This window comes from Ruegeria sp. CF3 (assembly GCF_056537365.1).
In genome coordinates, this window is sequence record NZ_JBQFRK010000001.1 from 602,008 (window position 1) to 619,182 (window position 17,175).

Here is a 17,175-nt window from a genome sequence, read left to right on the forward strand (position 1 = left end):
GTATTCAGGGCCGCAACCGACTGGGCAGACATTTGCCGACAAAACCAAGAGGGCACCATGGCCGCAGGCATGAAAAACCTATCCAAAACCTTTGTCTGGATTCTCATGGGTCTTTTGATGCTGGGCCTTGCTGGCTTTGGCGCCACCAGCCTGACCGGAACCGTTCGTACGGTTGCGCAGGTCGGTGATGAAAGCGTTTCGGTCGACGCGTATTTTCGTGAGCTTCAGCGCGAGATCCGGGCCGTCGAAGCGCAAACCGGACAGGCAATGCAGATTTCGCAGGCACATGATCTTGGCCTTGATCAACTTGCCCTTTCGCGCCTGATCGCGCTGGCCGCAATCGATAACGAGGTCGGACAGCTTGGCATTTCGATCGGTGACGAGAACCTGCAGGACGAGATTGTACAGATACCGGCGTTCCAAGGTGTAAACGGTACATTCGACCGCGAAGCCTATCGCTTTCAGCTGGAACAGGTCGGAATGACCGATTCCGAATTCGAATCGGATCTGCGCAAAGAATCTTCACGCACCATCGTGCAAGGTGCGGTCATGAGCGGTGTTGAAATGCCCCGTACGCTGACCGAGGCTTTGTCGAACTATGTGCTGGCCCGCCGCAGCTTTACCGTGGCGACCCTGTCAGCCGACCTTCTCGAAACGCCCGTGGCCCAACCCACAGACGCGCAGATTCAGACATATTACGATGAGAATACCGATCAGTTCACCCTGCCCCGCACCAAGCAACTGACCTACGCCATTCTGTCGCCCGACATGCTGCTCGATACGATCGAAGTGGACGAAGATTCTCTGCGCCGTCTATACGACCAACGCGCTGACGAATTTTTCCAACCCGAGCGCCGCTTGGTCGAGCGTCTGCCCTATCCCAGCGAAGAATCCGCAACCGAGGCGCTGGCACAACTTGAAGTTGGCGGGGCCGATTTCGAACAGTTGGTCCGCGAACGTCAGCTTGAGCTGAGCGATGTTGATCTGGGCGATGTCACCCGTGAAGATCTGGGCGATGCAGCCGACGCCGTGTTTGCCGCCGAGATCGACGATGTGGTCGGCCCGCTTCCCACGGTGTTCGGCCCTGCCCTGTTCCGGATCAATGGATCGCTGGCCGAGAACAATGTCAGTTTCGAAGACGCCGAACCCGAACTTCGTGCAGAACTCGCCGCCGACCGAGCGCGCCGTCAGATCGAAGCACAGGCCGAAGACATCAACGACCTGCTTGCAGGCGGCGCAACACTGGAAGAACTGGCCGGTGAGACCGAGATGGAACTGGGTCAGATCGACTGGACCCAGCAAAGCGACGATGGCGTTGCCGCGTATGACGGCTTCCGCGCAGTGGCTGAGGCTGTGCAAGAAGGTGATTTCCCAGAGGTCGCGTTCCTTGAAGATGGTTCGATCTTTGCGCTGCGCTTGAATGAAGTGCTGGAACCGCGCCCGGAACCTCTGGAAAGCGCCCGTGACCGTGTCGCCGAGGCATGGCTGCAGGTAGAAACTGCGAAAGCGCTGCAAAATCAGGGCAACACGGTTCTGACCCAGCTGGCAACAGATGGCGACTTTACCGCCACTGGCCTGCCCTTCCGCGTCGAAAATGCGCTGACACGTACCGCATTCCTCGAAGATGTTCCCGTGGACTTCATGACTCAGGTGTTTGAAATGGACCCTGGTGAGCTGCGTGTCATTCCCGGAAACGGTAACGCCCTGATCGTGCGTCTGGATGAAGAGCTGCCTCCGGCGGAAACCGATGAGCAACGCCAGATGCAGGATGCACTGGCTGCGCAGTTGAACCAGGCGCTGGCGCAGAACATCTTTGACATCTATGTGCGCAATGCCCAGACACGCGCACGCCCTGTGCTGGATCAGCAAGCGCTGAACGCGGTACGGGCCAGTTACTAAAAGAGACAGAACATGGCCCTGACCCCGGATTTCGAGAGTTTCGCGCGCGCTTATGATGCGGGCGAAAATCAGGTCGTCTATACCCGCCTCGCCGCTGATCTGGATACGCCGGTTTCACTGATGCTGAAACTGACAGGCGCTCAGAAAGACGCCTTCATGCTCGAGTCGGTGACTGGGGGTGAAGTGCGCGGGCGCTATTCGATCATCGGAATGAAGCCCGATCTGGTCTGGCGCTGCCAGGGCGAGACATCGGCCTTGAACCGATCAGCCCGCTTCGATGCCGAGGCGTTCGAGCCACAGGATGGCAACCCGATGGACAACTTGCGCGCCTTGTTGGCTGAAAGCCGCATCGCGCTTCCCGATGACCTGCCGCAGGCCGCCGCTGGCCTGTTTGGCTATCTGGGCTACGACATGGTCCGGTTGGTGGAATACCTGCCGGATGTGAACCCTGACCCGTTGGGCCTGCCCGATGCGATCATGCTGCGCCCCTCGGTCATTGCTGTGTTGGACGGCGTCAAAGGCGAGGTTACCGTAGTGTCGCCCGCATGGGCCAGCGAGGGCCAAAGCGCCAAAGCCGCCTATGCGCAGGCCGCTGAGCGTGTGATGGATGCCGTGCGTGATCTTGAGCGTGCCATGCCGGCCGAGACGCGCGATCTGGGTGACGCAATTGAAGTTGGGGCTCCTGTCTCTAACTTCACCAAATCGGGCTATATGGAAGCCGTTGAAAAGGCCAAGGAATATATCCGTGCGGGTGATATCTTTCAGGTCGTCCCGGCCCAACGCTGGACACAGGATTTTCCACAACCGCCATTTGCCCTCTACCGCTCGCTGCGGCGCACCAACCCGTCGCCATTCATGTTCTATTTCAACTTCGGCGGCTTTCAGGTCGTAGGTGCAAGCCCAGAAATTCTGGTGCGTGTCTTCGGCAATGAGGTCACGATCCGCCCTATCGCGGGTACCCGCCCGCGTGGCGCGACGCCCGAAGAAGACAAGGCCAACGAAATCGACCTGCTGGCCGACAAAAAAGAACTCGCCGAGCACCTCATGTTGCTGGACCTGGGCCGCAATGACACCGGGCGTGTTTCTAAGATTGGAACCGTGCGTCCTACCGAAGAGTTCATCATCGAGCGCTACAGCCACGTGATGCACATCGTATCAAACGTGGTCGGTGAACTGGCCGAAGACAAGGACGCATTGGACGCGTTCTTTGCCGGGATGCCTGCAGGCACGGTATCAGGCGCGCCCAAAGTGCGCGCGATGGAGATCATCGACGAGTTGGAGCCTGAAAAGCGCGGCATCTACGGTGGCGGTGTCGGGTATTTCAGCGCAGGCGGCGACATGGATATGTGCATCGCGCTGCGGACGGCCATTGTGAAGGACCACAAACTGTATATCCAAGCTGGAGGCGGCGTTGTCTATGACAGCGACCCCGAAGCGGAATACATGGAGACCGTCCATAAATCGAACGCCATTCGCCGCGCGGCTGCGGATGCGGCGCGGTTTACAGGCAGCGGAAACATCTAGTAGGGCGGCGGATGGTCGCTGCCGTCACCCGTCCGTCAGCGATCCCGCAACGTCCTGCTGGACTTCTTTCATCATCACGGCAGAAATTGGGGCCATCGCCACGCGGCTGCCGCGATCCTCAAGCCCCCACAGCAACAGGGCCGAGATCGTCTCGGGACGCAGACGACCCAGCATCACCACAGCACCTTCCTGTCCGGCGCGGAAGGCTGCCTGATCCAGAAAACGCCGCATGATCTTGGGGTCCTGTTTGGCACCATCGAAATCGCGGAACACTACGCTGGATGGAATGCCGTTGCGCGCTGCAAGCTTTTGCGCAGTGTTTAGACCATTGTCCTGCGTCACCAGCCCGCGCCCGGTATCTCCGGCAATCGCCGCAACCTGATCAGCCAGCTTTCGATTGCCCTGAATGCCGCTTCCGACACCTTCCAGAATGCCAACGGTTTGAGGCAATTGATCCAACCACACCGACAACGACACCTCAGCGTCCTGAGCACTGGCGGCTTCGTGCATGTCAACCAAGGCCAATACTTCAAATCCAGCCTCGCGATGACGGGCCATTTTTTCCGCTGCATTCGGGTCAGACGGGCTGACGGCAAAACTTAGCGGGTATGGGAAATCCTGCAACGCCTCGGCCCCAAAAGCCCCTTCATCATCGATCAGAATGATCGACATCAATGGCTTGGATTCTGGATTTTCGAAGGTGGCAGCATGTGCTTCGATGGGCTTAGCCACCACTTCTGGAGTAATCACGGCTTGTTCGACGGGCGGGTCATCCCTTTCGGTTAGGGGCACGACACGCTTGCCGATCAACGAACCGGAACCTGTGGCCCCCTCTCCGCCAATTTGCGGCAGGGTCAATACGCGCGGCTGACGTACAGGGCGGGTATCTTCTTCACCCTCAACCGCGATTGGATTTTCATCAGGCACGGGTTCCGCTTCCTGAGCCTCTGGAGCTGCATCCGGCACATCCGCGATCTCAGGCTGCAAGGCAGCGACCTGAGGGGCCTCCTTGGGCGTTTCTTCCGCAACCTGCGGTTCCGGGGCTTCCTCGGGCGCAGGCGCTGCTGGAGCATCCGCGAGCGCTGCCGGTTCGGCTTCCTGTTGTGGCGAGGTTGGTTCGGCAAGTGGATTTGGCGGTGCCGCGGGCGCTTCGGTTTGAACGGTCACGTCAGAAGATGAGATCGCTGCAGGTGCCTCGGCTACGGTCGGTGCTCCACCCGCCTCAGGACGGGCACCGGGCTCAAGCTCGATACCTGCCAAGCCATCCAGCGAATCTGATGATAGATCGGGGGTTTCAGGGCCGGATGGTGGCAACTCAACCAGATCAGCATCTGCATTGCTTTCTTCAACTTTCGCAGCCTCCAGGGGCTGCGGAGTATCAGCCACTTCGGGCGCTGTTGCCGTCACATCTGGTTTACGTGACAAAGGAGTTGTCAGCGAAAGAACCGCGCCCAGTGCCAATACCGAGACCGCCCCGGCGATCACTCCACCGTAAAATCCGCTCATCGAAATCTCGCCTCTCGCGTTGTTTCGTGCCTCATCTGCCCAGACGCCATCTTCCGCGACGCTCACCTGTACGGTGTCAAGTTGGGTATGTCCTCTTGACGCTGCCGCACAAGCCTGAGCATGTATGTCCCGACATTATACCGCGCTCAGGGACTGCATCGCCAGCCCGAAATGCCCATAGGAAGATAAGTGCCCAAATGCTGCTGCTGATCGACAACTATGACTCGTTTACCTACAACCTCGTTCATTATCTGGGTGAGCTCGGGGCTGAGATGGTCGTGCGCCGGAATGACGCGCTGGATGTGCAGGAAGCAATGGCGATGAACCCGGCTGGTATTCTGCTCAGCCCCGGCCCTTGTGATCCCGATCAGGCGGGCATCTGTCTGGCCTTGACCGAAGCCGCGGCCGAGACGCAAACACCGCTGATGGGGGTCTGTCTGGGGCATCAAACCATCGGTCAGGCATTTGGCGGCAAGGTTGTGCGCTGTCATGAGATCGTGCACGGGAAAATGGGCACGATGAAACACACCGGCAAAGGTGTATTCGCTGGCCTGCCCTCGCCCTTCGAGGCCACCCGGTATCATTCGCTTGTCGTAGAACGCGAAAGCCTGCCCGATTGCCTTGAGATCACGGCCGAGCTTGAGGATGGCACGATTATGGGTCTGCAGCACAAAGAACTGCCGATCCACGGCGTCCAGTTTCACCCGGAATCCATCGCGTCCGAGCATGGTCACGCCCTGCTCAAGAACTTCCTGAACGAAATGAAAGTCCCCGCATGAGCGACGCTCTGAAACCGCTGATCGGTGCTGCGGCCGATCGACCTTTGACCCGTGCCGAGGCTGAACAGGCCTTTGGCATACTCTTTGATGGGGCCGCCACGCCCAGCCAGATCGGCGGGTTGCTGATGGCAATGCGCACGCGCGGCGAGACGGTCGAGGAATACGCCGCCGCCGCTGCCGTAATGCGCGCGAAATGCAATGCAGTGAAAGCTCCCGCTGGCGCGATGGACATCGTTGGCACGGGGGGCGACGGCAAAGGAACACTCAATATCTCGACAGCCACGGCTTTTGTGACGGCTGGCGCCGGTGTCACCGTTGCAAAACACGGTAATCGGAATCTGAGCTCGAAATCCGGCGCAGCAGATGCTCTTGGGCAGCTAGGTATCAACGTAATGGTCGGCCCGGAAGTCGTTGAAAAAGCGCTGAAAGAGGTCGGTATCGGCTTTATGATGGCCCCAATGCACCACCCGGCGATCGCTCATGTCATGCCTTCGCGGCAAGAACTGGGGACGCGCACGATTTTCAACATTCTGGGCCCCCTGACCAACCCCGCCGGAGTGAAGCGCCAACTGACCGGTGCGTTCAGCCGCGACCTGATTCGCCCGATGGCCGAAACTCTGGGTCTGCTTGGGGCTGAACATGCCTGGCTAGTCCACGGCTCAGACGGTACGGATGAGCTTACGATCACCGGGGTCAGCTGGGTCGCGTCGGTTGAGGACGGCGTTGTCAAAGAGGTCGAGCTTCACCCTGAAGACGCGGGCCTTCCGGTGCATCCGTTCGAAGATATCATCGGCGGCACCCCCGAAGAGAACGCGGTTGCCTTCCGCGCCCTGCTGGATGGGGCACCTTCAGCCTACCGCGACGCGGTGCTGCTGAACTCTGCCGCGGCGCTGGTCGTTGCAGATGCGGCAAGCGATTTGCGTGAAGGCGTAGCAATGGCCACAGAAAGCATCGACAGCGGCAAGGCCCGTGAAAAGATCACCGCGCTGGCGCGCATTACACAGGAAGCCGCATGACCGAGACCGTTCTGGACAAGATCAAAGCGTACAAGCTGGAAGAGATCGCTTCGGACAAAGAGCATAAATCTCTGGAAACACTGGAATCCGAGGCTCGGAACGCGCCCGAGGTCCGGGGCTTTGCCGAGGCGCTGCATACAGCGATGCGCAAAGGGTATGGCTTGATCGCCGAGGTCAAGAAGGCAAGCCCGTCCAAGGGCCTGATCCGCGCTGATTTCGATCCGCCCGCGCTTGCCCAAGCGTATGAAGAGGGCGGCGCGGCTTGCTTGTCTGTTCTGACGGACACGCCCAGCTTTCAGGGTGACAAATCCTTTCTGACCGAAGCGCGCGCGGCCTGTTCGTTGCCCGCTTTGCGGAAGGACTTCATGTATGACCCCTATCAGGTGGTCGAAGCCCGCGCATTGGGCGCAGATTGTATCCTCATCATCATGGCCTCGGTCAGCGATGCGCAGGCCGCCGAGCTTGAGCAAACCGCGTTTGACTGGGGCATGGATGTTCTGATCGAAGTTCACGACGCAGACGAGCTTGCGCGCGCATCGCAGCTGAAAAGCCCGCTGATCGGGATAAACAACCGCAATCTCAAGACCTTCGAGACGACTCTTGATACAACTCGTCATCTGTCAAAGCTGGTTCCAGCGGATCGCACGATCGTCTGCGAGAGCGGCCTTAGCACTCCGGCGGACCTCGCAGATATCGCCCGCTACGGTGCGCGCTGTTTCCTTATTGGTGAAAGCCTGATGCGTCAGGATGATGTAGCTTCGGCAACTCGAGCACTGCTCGCCAACCCGCTCATTCCCGGAGTGATGTGATGCCGCTGACCCATTTTGATGCCAAAGGTGAGGCCCATATGGTGGACGTGTCCGACAAGGCTGTCACCGACCGGGTTGCGGTTGCATCTGGATACATCAAGATGGCGAAGGAAACCTTTGATATCATTTCAGAAGGACGCGCTAAGAAAGGCGATGTTCTTGGTGTTGCCCGACTTGCGGGCATAATGGGCGCCAAGAAAACGCCTGACCTGATACCTCTGTGTCATCCGCTACCCGTGACCAAAGTCGCCATTGAACTGAGCTTAGACACGGACCTTCCCGGCGTTCAGATTGAAGCGACTGTAAAGACTTCCGGCCAGACCGGCGTAGAGATGGAAGCGCTGACAGCAGTCTCGACAGCCGCACTGACGGTTTACGATATGGCGAAGGCCGTGGACAAAACGATGGAGATCGGCGGCATTCGTGTTCTACTGAAAGACGGCGGAAAATCAGGGCGTTACGAGGCATCATGATCTCGGTTGAAGAAGCGCGGGCTCTGCTGTTCGATCTGGTCTCACCGCTGCCCGCAGAAACGGTTGCCCTTGCCGAGGCTGCCGGTCGTATCCTGGCAGAAAACGTTGCAGCAACGCGTGATCAGCCGCCCTTTGCTGCGTCATCGATGGATGGGTACGCCGTCAAGGCGGCCGAAGTCGAACTGCATGCAATGTTCAAAGTGGTTGGCGAAGCAGCGGCCGGACGTCGCTTTGCTGGAAGCGTCGGACCCGGCCAAGCTGTGCGGATATTCACTGGTGCGCCTGTGCCGGATGGTGCAGATTTCGTCGTCATACAGGAAGATGTCGACCGACGCGGTGATTTGATCACCATAATCGACGCCCCCGGTGAAAAGACCAATATCCGCCCTGCGGGGATCGATTTCAGCATCGGTACGCAGATCACGGCCCCGCGCCAGCTCAGACCCGAAGATGTCGCATTAATGGCAGCGATGAACATCGCTTCGGTCCCTGTGACCCGCAAACCCGTGGTTGCACTAATCTCAACCGGTGACGAACTGGTGATGCCCGGAGAAACACCCGGCCCCGATCAGATCATCGCCTCAAATACCTTTGGTCTTAAGGCGTTACTGGAAGATGCTGGCGCACAAGTTCGTGTACTTCCTATCGCACAAGATACCTTAGCGTCATTAGAAACAGCTTTTGGCTTGGCACAGGGCGCTGACCTCGTGGTGACCATCGGAGGGGCGTCGGTTGGCGAGTACGACCTGGTTGCGGATGTCTCGGAAGGTCTTGGGCTGAAGCAATCGTTCTACAAGATTCGCATGCGACCGGGTAAACCACTGATGGCCGGGCGGCTTGGGGATGCTGCGATGGTCGGTCTACCCGGAAACCCGGTCAGTGCCATGGTGTGCGGTTACCTGTTCCTCATCCCAATGGTGCGCCGCATGTTGGGGATTGAACAGGCCCTACAGCCATTCCAACGCGCCCGCCTTTCTGCCCCGCTCGGAAAAAATGGCCCGCGTGAGCATTATATGCGGGCGGTGTTGGACAACGGCGGCATCCGCGCCTGTGATGATCAGGACAGCTCGCTGCTAAGTGTTTTGGCGCAAGCCAATGCACTATTGGTACGCCAACCCCACGATCCCGCGCGCGAGGCCGGGGATGAGGTCCTTTACCTGCCGATCTAGCAAATCCGTTGACACAAAACGTGAACATGCGTAGAACAAAAGAAAACGCATGAGCGACGAGGTATGAGCAATGCTGACCAAGAAGCAATTGGATTTGCTGGAATTCATCCACAAACGCGTGCAAGCGGACGGTGTTCCGCCCAGTTTTGATGAGATGAAGGCCGCGTTGGATCTACGGTCAAAATCCGGGATTCATCGACTGATCACCGCGCTGGAAGAACGTGGCTTTATCCGCCGCCTTGCCCATCGGGCTCGTGCCATCGAAATTGTCAAGCTGCCAGAAAGCCTTGGGGGAGAGCCCACGGCAGGTTTCAAACCGCGTGTGATTGAAGGCGATCGTCCTGAAGGTCCACGCCCCGCGAACTTTGAACCCGTCACAGTTGATGCGATGGAATTGCCTGTTATGGGCCGGATTGCTGCCGGTGTACCGATCGAAGCGATCAGCCATGTTTCGCACCGCGTTGCGGTACCGGGCTCGATGGTTTCGGGCCGTGGTGAACATTATGCGCTTGAGGTTCGTGGCGACTCGATGATCGACGCCGGTATCAACGATGGCGATGTCGTGATAATCCGCGAAACCACAGCCGCTGACAACGGTGACATCGTGGTGGCATTGGTGGAAGATCAGGAAGCCACGCTGAAACGGTTTTTCCGCCGAGGTCAGGCCATTGCGCTGGAAGCGGCGAATCCGGCCTATGAGACCCGCGTGCTGCCAGAGGACAAGGTGAAAGTTCAGGGCCGCCTGGTAGGCTTGATCCGAAGCTATTGAGGCAGCTTGGGGGACCAGAGGCGGCGGCCTGAGATATCAGAACTCGCGAACAAACGCCCCTTGGACAACGCAAGACTGTCTGTCTTCTGCAGAAATTCCGTATCGTAAACGCTGCATTCACCGGTCAAAGTCAACGACACCGGGGCGACAATGATCTGATCTTTCCTGCATTCCTGAAAGGCGCTCGCAGCCCGCTTGCCAGTCAAGTGGACAAGCTCTTTGTCTCCCAGCAGAAAACGTTGAATTCCCGATGATGCCTCTGGCCATCGCAAAGCGGCCTTTGGTTGATCTGCCCCGTCCCCGTCATTTTCCAGCCACACCGACGCGACAAATCCGCTGCCTTTCGGTTTGCTCAGCGCGCGCCCGTGTTCAGTCATCACTCCGACCAGCCCGCCGGTATCGGCGATCAGCACGTCTGGGCGGCTTCCCTGACCCCACAGCGCTATCGCCAATGCCGCCGGGGCGATACCGAGCCACCGTGCGTGCCCTTGCCACAGCATTAGCCACAGAAGAGACAGAGCCAGAACAGGCAATACGAAATAGTCTGGGCTTACTACGTACCCGCGCGCGCCCTCCAGTCCCGCGACCCAATTGGCAACGGTAAGGATCCATCTCAGCCCAAGACCCATTACGTGCAATGCAATCGCTTCAAGCCCAAAAGGTGCAAGAAGGGCGGCGACCACCGCACTTGGAACGACCAGCGTTCCCATGACGGGCACGGAGACGAGATTTGCCAGCAACCCGTAGTGCGAAATGGCGTTGAAATGCGCCGCCCCGATCGGAGCTGTCGCGATCCCCGCGATCGCCGAGGATGTCAACAAGGCCAGCACAGGCCGCAGCCATTTTGGGCCTGGCATTGGGCCATAGTCCCGCAACGCGCCAAACCCTGCGACCAAGGCGGTTGTGGCTGCAAAAGACATCTGAAATCCGGGGCTCAAAAGAGTTTCTGGACGAAAGGTAAGAACAATCAGCGCAGCCACGGCCACCGCCCGCAACGAAATCGCGCGCCGGTCCAACAATACGGCCCCCAGCATAACGCAGACCATCACAAAGGCGCGCTCAGTCGCGACGTTCCCACCAGACAGAAGCAGGTAGATTGTCGACGCGAATAACGCGCAGAGCGCGGCCACCTTGCGTACGGGCATGCGAAGCGCGATGACAGGTACCATTGAGAACCCCATGCGGCATGCCACAAAAACGAAACCGGTCAACAAACCCATGTGAAGGCCCGAAATCGCCAGAAGATGAGCCAGGTTGGACGCGCGCAACGCCTCTAACGAGGCCTGCCCCATCCCGCTGCGATCACCGGTAGTTACAGCGGCGGCAAAGCCCCCGACTTCGCCCGGCAGGATCGTGCGCACCCGATCCGAGATCTCCATGCGCCAGGCCGTGATACGCACTCCGTCCAAACCATCTTGCGCCGCAGCCGACGTCAGGACCGGAACCCGAGTGTATCCAACAGCGCCGAGTTGCTGGAACCAGGCGTGGCGGCGAAAATCAAAACCTCCGGGTTCAACTGGCCCTTGCGGCGGCGAAAGATGTGCTGTGGTCATAATCCGCTGACCCGGGGACAGCGCAACTGACTCACCGTGAATAGAAAGCCGGATGCGCCGGGGTCTTTGATCAGCAGGAACGTCCCCGATCCGCACCTGATCCAATGTCACCCTCAGCGCATCCGACGCAGAGCGGTCCAGCGCTACGACCCTCCCCTCGACCGGGCCATAGTAACGCCATTGCAGGACCGGCTCCGCAACCATATGTGCCCGCGTCCCGGCCAGAGCGAACCCCATCGCGATCAGGGCTAAGCCAGTGGCCAGCGGTGACCACGCGGCCCCCATCCAACGGGTGGAGGCAAGCGCCAGCAAGGCAAGCGCCAGAACGCCGACATAGAGCTCAACCTCGGGTTCGAACCTGAGGCTGAAATACCAACCAATCCCGACCGCCAGGCAGATCGGGGACCACGGAAACAAGTGTCCCCGCTGGGTCAGCAATGCGGTCTCGACCCGTGTCAGAACACGCATGGTTGCCCCCGTCCTTCGGGCTGGGTAGATAGTCGCCAAACTATGCCCGCTAAGGTTACCAAAAGGTTAATCCACACCATGTCCGATCAGGTCGTCACCCGTTTTGCCCCCTCTCCCACCGGATTTCTGCATATCGGTGGCGCCCGCACTGCGCTGTTCAACTGGCTTTATGCGCGGGGTCGCGGCGGCAAGTTCCTGTTGCGGATCGAGGATACCGATCGGGAACGTTCCACGCCGGAAGCAACAGCGGCCATACTGCAAGGCATGGACTGGCTAGGGCTTGATCATGACGGTGAGGTCGTCAGCCAATTCGAGGGTGCCCCTCGACATGCAGAGGTCGCGCATCAGTTGCTGTCCGACGGCAAGGCATACAAGTGCTTTTCGACGCAGGAAGAAATCGCTGCGTTCCGCGAACAGGCCCGGGCCGAAGGGAAATCGACCCTGTTCCGCAGCCCATGGCGCGAGGCCGACCCGGCCACCCATCCGGACGCCCCTTACGTGATCCGCATCAAGGCCCCGCAAGACGGCACCACCGTGATCCGTGATCAAGTGCAGGGCGATGTGACTATTCGAAATGAGCAATTGGACGACATGATCCTGCTGCGTTCGGATGGGACTCCGGTCTATATGCTGGCTGTTGTGGTTGATGATCACGATATGGGCGTAACCCATGTGATCCGGGGCGACGATCACCTCAACAACGCCGCCCGTCAGATGATGATCTACGAGGCGATGGGTTGGGATGTACCAGTCTGGGCGCATATCCCTTTGATCCATGGACCCGATGGGAAAAAGCTCAGCAAACGTCACGGTGCGTTGGGGGCGCAAGAATATCAGGCCATGGGATATCCGGCATCCGGAATGCGCAACTATCTGGCTCGGCTGGGCTGGAGCCATGGGGATGATGAGTTCTTTACCGATGCCCAAGCTAAAGAGTGGTTCGATCTGGATGGCATTGGCAAAAGCCCGGCGCGGTTTGATGTGAAGAAGCTTGAAAACCTTTGTGGACAACATATTGCCGTCGGGGAAGATGCCGCGCTGCAGCATGAAATTCAGGGATATCTGAAGTCAGCTGGTTTGCCGCCGCTTTCTGAAACACAATCCAGTGATTTGGTCCGTGCGATGTATTGCCTCAAGGACCGCGCACGCACGTTCCCGGAACTCATTGAAAAAGCTCATTTTGTGCTTACGTCGCGACCTATCCAGCCAGATGAAAAGGCCGCAAAGGCGCTGGCATCTGTATCCGACGGTATACTGAAAGAATTGACGCCGCAGCTGCAAAATGCTAGCTGGTCCCGGAACGAACTGGAGGAGACCCTGAATTCGTTCGCAGAGGCGAATGGGGTTAAGTTCGGCAAATTGGCTGGTCCGCTGCGGGCGGCACTAGCGGGCCGGGCAGTTACACCTTCGGTATTTGACATGATGCTTGTGCTTGGGCGCGATGAAACCCTGGCGCGGCTTTCTGATGCAGCGAACCCGGCCTGATTTCACATAAGGGTAACGCTGCTCCGTTAAGAACGGACTGCGCGACGGAACGCAGTCGTTGCCTGCTTTGTCGGACAGCGATCCGGCATGCGCACGAATGAAGAAGGGACAAACATGACCGAGAGCAAAAAATCAGCCAAACTGACTGTCCACGGCGAAAGCTATGATCTGCCGGTGTTTTCTCCGACCGCTGGGCCCGATGTGATCGATATCCGCAAGCTCTATGGTCAGGCTGGCGTCTTTACTTATGATCCGGGTTTCACTTCCACCGCAAGCTGTGACAGCACCATTACATTCATCGACGGTGACAAGGGCGAGTTGCTGCATCGCGGTTATCCGATCGAACAGATCGCCTCGAAGTCGCATTTCCTCGAACTCAGCTATCTGCTGCTGTATGGCGAGCTGCCTTCGGCGAAGGATCTGGAGAACTTCGAGACCACAATCACCCGCCACACGATGCTGCACGAGCAGATGCAGTATTTCTATCGCGGATTCCGCCGGGATGCGCATCCGATGGCCATCATGGTGGGTGTGGTTGGTGCCATGTCCGCGTTCTATCACGATTCGACCGACATCGCGGACCCGCGTCAGCGTGAAGTAGCTTCGCACCGTTTGATCGCAAAAATGCCGACCATCGCGGCCTGGGCCTACAAATACCATATTGGTCAGCCCTTCGTGTATCCGCGCAACGACCTGGACTATGCGTCAAACTTCCTGCGCATGTGTTTTGCCGTTCCTGCCGAAGATTACGAGGTGAACCCGATTCTGGCACGCGCCATGGATCGTATCTTCATGCTGCAGGCGGATCACGAACAGAACGCCTCGACTTCGACGGTGCGTCTGGCATCTTCTTCGGGTGCAAACCCATTCGCCTGTATCGCGGCCGGTATCGCCTGTCTATGGGGTCCGGCCCATGGTGGTGCGAACCAGGCTTGCCTTGAAATGCTGGAAGAGATCGGCAGCGTCGACCGCATCCCCGAGTTTATCGAGCGCGCCAAAGACAAAGATGACCCGTTCCGTCTGATGGGCTTTGGCCACCGCGTCTACAAGAACTTCGATCCACGCGCGAAAGTGATGAAGCAATCGGCAGACGAAGTGCTTGACCTGCTGGGCGTGGAAAACAATCCCAAACTACAGGTCGCGAAGGCGCTGGAAAAACAGGCTCTGGAAGATCCGTATTTCATCGAGAAGAAACTGTTCCCGAATGTCGACTTCTATTCGGGCATCGTGATGGAAGCGATGGGCTTCCCGACCTCGATGTTCACGCCAATCTTCGCGTTGTCACGTACCGTTGGCTGGGTTAGCCAGTGGAAAGAAATGATTGCCGATCCACAGAATAAGATCGGACGCCCACGTCAGCTATATCTGGGCGCGACCAACCGCGATTACGTGGACATCGAAAACCGCTGATCCACACACAATATCGATGTTAAGACCCCGGTTATCCGGGGTCTTTTTTCCGTAGCGTCACCAAAATGAGACCGTTCGAAACCAAACGTAAATGACTGTTTCGATGCATCTTTCCGCACTGCGTTAGTCCGCCTAATGTTGCCGCGTCCGGCGAATAGTGTTTGGTTCTCATGCGTTTCATCTTCTTGTTCATTATGTTGCTACTTGCGCAATCGGCATCCGCTCAAAGCGTGCTGGAGCGTGCTTTTGAGAAGCAGCAGCAGGAAAACGCCGCCGGGTCGTTGGCAATCTTGGGGTTGGCAGGCATCCCGGACGATTCTGCCAGCGCAATCTCACTGCAATCAAATACTGACAATCGCGATTACGATTTCAAATCCGCCCAGCTGGGCGGCGGGTTTCGCCTTGCTGAGGGCGTGCCGATCTATCTTGAGGGGTATATAGGCTACGCGCGCTATGACCCCGTTCTGACCTTCAGCGGCACCGGAGATACCACGCGTATTCCACTGAAATGGACCAGCCTCGCCCTGACCGGCGGTGTCGGCTATCAGTTCGACATCGGCGAGTATTGGAAAATGACCCCGATGGCCCATATCTCGGTCGGACGTACGCAATCCGACGCATCTGTCGGTGCGCAAGCCATCGCCAACCGCCTGGGGCTTGATCGAGACTTTCTCGAAAGCGGCGGCATCTGGGCTGGTGGCGCAGGCGGATCGATGACGGTCTCGTACGAAAAAGCTCTGTCCAACGATCGGGAATTCGAGGCGAGCCTGCGCTATACCCATATCGAATACTGGCCTCTCGGAGACAACGAGGACTTGTTGGTTGAATCAACTGCCGCAAATGCAGTTCTGTGGTCACGCTACCGCTTTCCAACTGGAAAACGCATGTTCGGTCGCCCGGTCCGCTGGGTGGGCGATCTGTCCCTGTCCTATCTGATCGGGGATCAGTCACTTGTATTGGGCACCGACTGGCTGGCCCGCGTAGGTGGTGGGATCGAGGTCGATCTGTCTGACACATGGGTGCCTTGGGTATCAACGACACGGTTTATGGTCCGCTACTACGGCAGCGATACCGTCAACGGCTTCTCGGCCGGTATTGGCATTAGTTTCTGAACCAAGGCTTCAAAACAAAGCCAGTTGATCACCGGGCTGGGGTGGAGGTGCAAACGCCGCACAGTTCAGAGGCGGCATGTCTGTCGACAGCCCGAGACGTTTGACTGCGGCCTTGAACCGTTGCGCAATCATCTCGGCATAGGTCCCCTCGCCCCGCATGCGGTGGCCCCACCGGGGGTCATATTCCCTACCCCCATGCATTTCGCGCAGCCGTGCCATCACCTTCTCTGCTCTGCCTGGCTGATGTTCACTCAGCCATTCGCGCCAAAGCCCGGATACTTCACGCGGTAGCCGCAGCATGATCCAGCTCGCGGAATCTGCGCCGGCCTGCTTTCCGGCCTCCAGCAGATTTTCCAGCTCATGATCGGTTAATCCGGGCACGATTGGAGACGTCATAACGCGCACAGGCACGCCAGCCTCGGTCAGGTTTCGGATCATTCCGAGCCTGCGCTGCGGCGAAGGTGCTCGTGGTTCCATCCGCCGGGAAAGATCCCGGTCCAATGTGGTCAGCGAAATGCCAACCCGGACAAGACCATTGCTGGCCATCGGTGCCAGAATATCAAGATCACGCTCGATCAGAGTCCCCTTGGTCACAATACCGACCGGATGTTGAAAATCTCTCAGAACCTTTAGACAGCTTCTTGTTATCTTGCGGTTTTTTTCGATCGGTTGATAGGGATCGGTGTTGGTTCCCAGTGCAATCGTGGCCACCTTGTAAGAACGTGCCGAGAGTTCGCGACGCAATAGCTCAGCCGCATTTGGTCGCGCAACAAGGCGGGTTTCGAAATCCAAGCCCGGAGACAGCCCGAGATACGCATGCGTTGGCCGAGCAAAGCAATACACGCATCCATGCTCGCAGCCCCGATATGGGTTTATGGATCTGTCAAAAGGTAGGTCTGGCGACTTGTTATAGGTGATCAGATTGCGCGCCATTTCTTCCCGAACTTCGGTCCGCAACGGGGGCAGTTCGTCTGGCAAATCCCAGCCATCTTCGGTCAACTCGGTTGTAAACCTCTCGAATCGACCTGCTTCGTTTGAGGTTGCTCCGCGCCCAGGGCTTTTGATGGCAGCAGTCATTTGCTCGCCTTTTGTTCCTGTCACTAGATGTAATTAAAACCAGTTTCACTGGCAAGATTCATGTTTCGATTCCCAAAAATCATCAGATGCTCGAAACCGGCGACGCATTAGACTGCAGGTGAATTT

The 17,175-nt window shown here is 58.2% G+C and carries 14 protein-coding genes; 11 read left to right on the forward strand and 3 right to left on the reverse strand.

The genetic code is table 11. The features are described 5' to 3' along the window. The first annotated feature begins 57 nt into the window (after positions 1–57). A complete protein-coding gene (locus ACR0KC_RS03070) occupies positions 58–1,899 on the forward strand; it encodes a peptidyl-prolyl cis-trans isomerase (protein ID WP_480771467.1) in 1,842 nt (613 codons plus the stop codon). 12 nt (positions 1,900–1,911) lie between these two features. Beyond that, the gene (trpE, locus tag ACR0KC_RS03075; RefSeq protein ID WP_480771468.1) at positions 1,912–3,423 is read left to right on the forward strand and encodes an anthranilate synthase component I; all 1,512 of its coding nucleotides are present in this window, start codon (positions 1,912–1,914) and stop codon (positions 3,421–3,423) included. A gap of 24 nt (positions 3,424–3,447) precedes the next feature. On the opposite strand, the gene ACR0KC_RS03080 is transcribed toward trpE, so the two are convergent. After that, the gene (locus tag ACR0KC_RS03080; RefSeq protein WP_480771469.1) at positions 3,448–4,929 is read right to left on the reverse strand and encodes a divergent polysaccharide deacetylase family protein; all 1,482 of its coding nucleotides are present in this window, start codon (positions 4,927–4,929) and stop codon (positions 3,448–3,450) included. A 197-nt stretch (positions 4,930–5,126) separates the two neighbouring features. Here ACR0KC_RS03080 and ACR0KC_RS03085 point away from each other — a divergent pair, with 197 nt between their 5' ends. From ACR0KC_RS03085 to lexA, 6 genes are all read left to right on the forward strand, one after another. Next, the gene (locus tag ACR0KC_RS03085) at positions 5,127–5,708 is read left to right on the forward strand and encodes an anthranilate synthase component II (protein WP_170392975.1); all 582 of its coding nucleotides are present in this window, start codon (positions 5,127–5,129) and stop codon (positions 5,706–5,708) included. Continuing rightward, positions 5,705–6,724: an anthranilate phosphoribosyltransferase gene (gene trpD, locus ACR0KC_RS03090; RefSeq protein WP_170465332.1), complete on the forward strand. Its 1,020-nt coding sequence runs from the start codon at positions 5,705–5,707 to the stop codon at positions 6,722–6,724. The genes ACR0KC_RS03085 and trpD overlap by 4 nt, the downstream gene beginning before the upstream one ends. After that, on the forward strand, positions 6,721–7,533 hold the full coding sequence (trpC, locus tag ACR0KC_RS03095; protein ID WP_480704923.1) for an indole-3-glycerol phosphate synthase TrpC: 813 nt from the start codon (positions 6,721–6,723) through the stop codon (positions 7,531–7,533). Before trpD ends, trpC begins: the two co-directional genes overlap by 4 nt. Beyond that, complete coding sequence (gene moaC / locus ACR0KC_RS03100; protein WP_480704925.1) at positions 7,533–8,006, forward strand: cyclic pyranopterin monophosphate synthase MoaC; 474 nt, start codon at positions 7,533–7,535, stop codon at positions 8,004–8,006. The genes trpC and moaC overlap by 1 nt, the downstream gene beginning before the upstream one ends. Next, on the forward strand, positions 8,003–9,175 hold the full coding sequence (locus ACR0KC_RS03105) for a molybdopterin molybdotransferase MoeA (protein ID WP_170392971.1): 1,173 nt from the start codon (positions 8,003–8,005) through the stop codon (positions 9,173–9,175). Before moaC ends, ACR0KC_RS03105 begins: the two co-directional genes overlap by 4 nt. Positions 9,176–9,245: 70 nt before the next feature. After that, a complete protein-coding gene (gene lexA / locus ACR0KC_RS03110) occupies positions 9,246–9,944 on the forward strand; it encodes a transcriptional repressor LexA (RefSeq protein ID WP_480771470.1) in 699 nt (232 codons plus the stop codon). Here lexA and ACR0KC_RS03115 read toward each other — a convergent pair. Beyond that, positions 9,938–11,965 (reverse strand): ComEC/Rec2 family competence protein, encoded by a 2,028-nt coding sequence (locus ACR0KC_RS03115; RefSeq protein WP_480771471.1) that lies wholly within the window; start codon positions 11,963–11,965, stop codon positions 9,938–9,940. The genes lexA and ACR0KC_RS03115 overlap by 7 nt on opposite strands. 78 nt (positions 11,966–12,043) lie before the next feature. Between ACR0KC_RS03115 and gltX the strand changes: the two genes are divergently transcribed. From gltX to ACR0KC_RS03130, 3 genes are all read left to right on the forward strand, one after another. After that, complete coding sequence (gltX, locus tag ACR0KC_RS03120) at positions 12,044–13,450, forward strand: glutamate--tRNA ligase (protein ID WP_480759479.1); 1,407 nt, start codon at positions 12,044–12,046, stop codon at positions 13,448–13,450. A 114-nt stretch (positions 13,451–13,564) separates the two neighbouring features. Further along, entirely contained in the window at positions 13,565–14,860 is a 1,296-nt protein-coding gene (gene gltA / locus ACR0KC_RS03125; RefSeq protein ID WP_170392967.1) for a citrate synthase, read from the forward strand. A gap of 170 nt (positions 14,861–15,030) precedes the next feature. Further along, on the forward strand, positions 15,031–15,972 hold the full coding sequence (locus ACR0KC_RS03130) for an autotransporter outer membrane beta-barrel domain-containing protein (RefSeq protein WP_480771472.1): 942 nt from the start codon (positions 15,031–15,033) through the stop codon (positions 15,970–15,972). Between the two features lie 9 nt (positions 15,973–15,981). Here the strand turns inward: ACR0KC_RS03130 and ACR0KC_RS03135 are convergent, their stop codons facing one another. After that, positions 15,982–17,049, reverse strand: a complete 1,068-nt coding sequence (locus ACR0KC_RS03135; RefSeq protein ID WP_170405992.1) for a PA0069 family radical SAM protein — start codon at positions 17,047–17,049, stop codon at positions 15,982–15,984. Positions 17,050–17,175 lie beyond the last annotated feature (126 nt).

Coding starts and splice junctions, on each gene's coding strand:
- trpD (WP_170465332.1), top strand. CDS start 5,705: ATGAGCGACGCTCTGAAACCGCTGATCGGTGCTGCGGCCGATCGACCT.
- gltA (WP_170392967.1), top strand. CDS start 13,565: ATGACCGAGAGCAAAAAATCAGCCAAACTGACTGTCCACGGCGAAAGC.
- ACR0KC_RS03105 (WP_170392971.1), top strand. CDS start 8,003: ATGATCTCGGTTGAAGAAGCGCGGGCTCTGCTGTTCGATCTGGTCTCA.
- trpE (WP_480771468.1), top strand. CDS start 1,912: ATGGCCCTGACCCCGGATTTCGAGAGTTTCGCGCGCGCTTATGATGCG.
- moaC (WP_480704925.1), top strand. CDS start 7,533: ATGCCGCTGACCCATTTTGATGCCAAAGGTGAGGCCCATATGGTGGAC.
- ACR0KC_RS03080 (WP_480771469.1), bottom strand. CDS start 4,929: ATGAGCGGATTTTACGGTGGAGTGATCGCCGGGGCGGTCTCGGTATTG.
- ACR0KC_RS03130 (WP_480771472.1), top strand. CDS start 15,031: ATGCGTTTCATCTTCTTGTTCATTATGTTGCTACTTGCGCAATCGGCA.
- ACR0KC_RS03085 (WP_170392975.1), top strand. CDS start 5,127: ATGCTGCTGCTGATCGACAACTATGACTCGTTTACCTACAACCTCGTT.
- ACR0KC_RS03070 (WP_480771467.1), top strand. CDS start 58: ATGGCCGCAGGCATGAAAAACCTATCCAAAACCTTTGTCTGGATTCTC.
- gltX (WP_480759479.1), top strand. CDS start 12,044: ATGTCCGATCAGGTCGTCACCCGTTTTGCCCCCTCTCCCACCGGATTT.
- trpC (WP_480704923.1), top strand. CDS start 6,721: ATGACCGAGACCGTTCTGGACAAGATCAAAGCGTACAAGCTGGAAGAG.
- ACR0KC_RS03115 (WP_480771471.1), bottom strand. CDS start 11,965: ATGCGTGTTCTGACACGGGTCGAGACCGCATTGCTGACCCAGCGGGGA.
- ACR0KC_RS03135 (WP_170405992.1), bottom strand. CDS start 17,049: ATGACTGCTGCCATCAAAAGCCCTGGGCGCGGAGCAACCTCAAACGAA.
- lexA (WP_480771470.1), top strand. CDS start 9,246: ATGCTGACCAAGAAGCAATTGGATTTGCTGGAATTCATCCACAAACGC.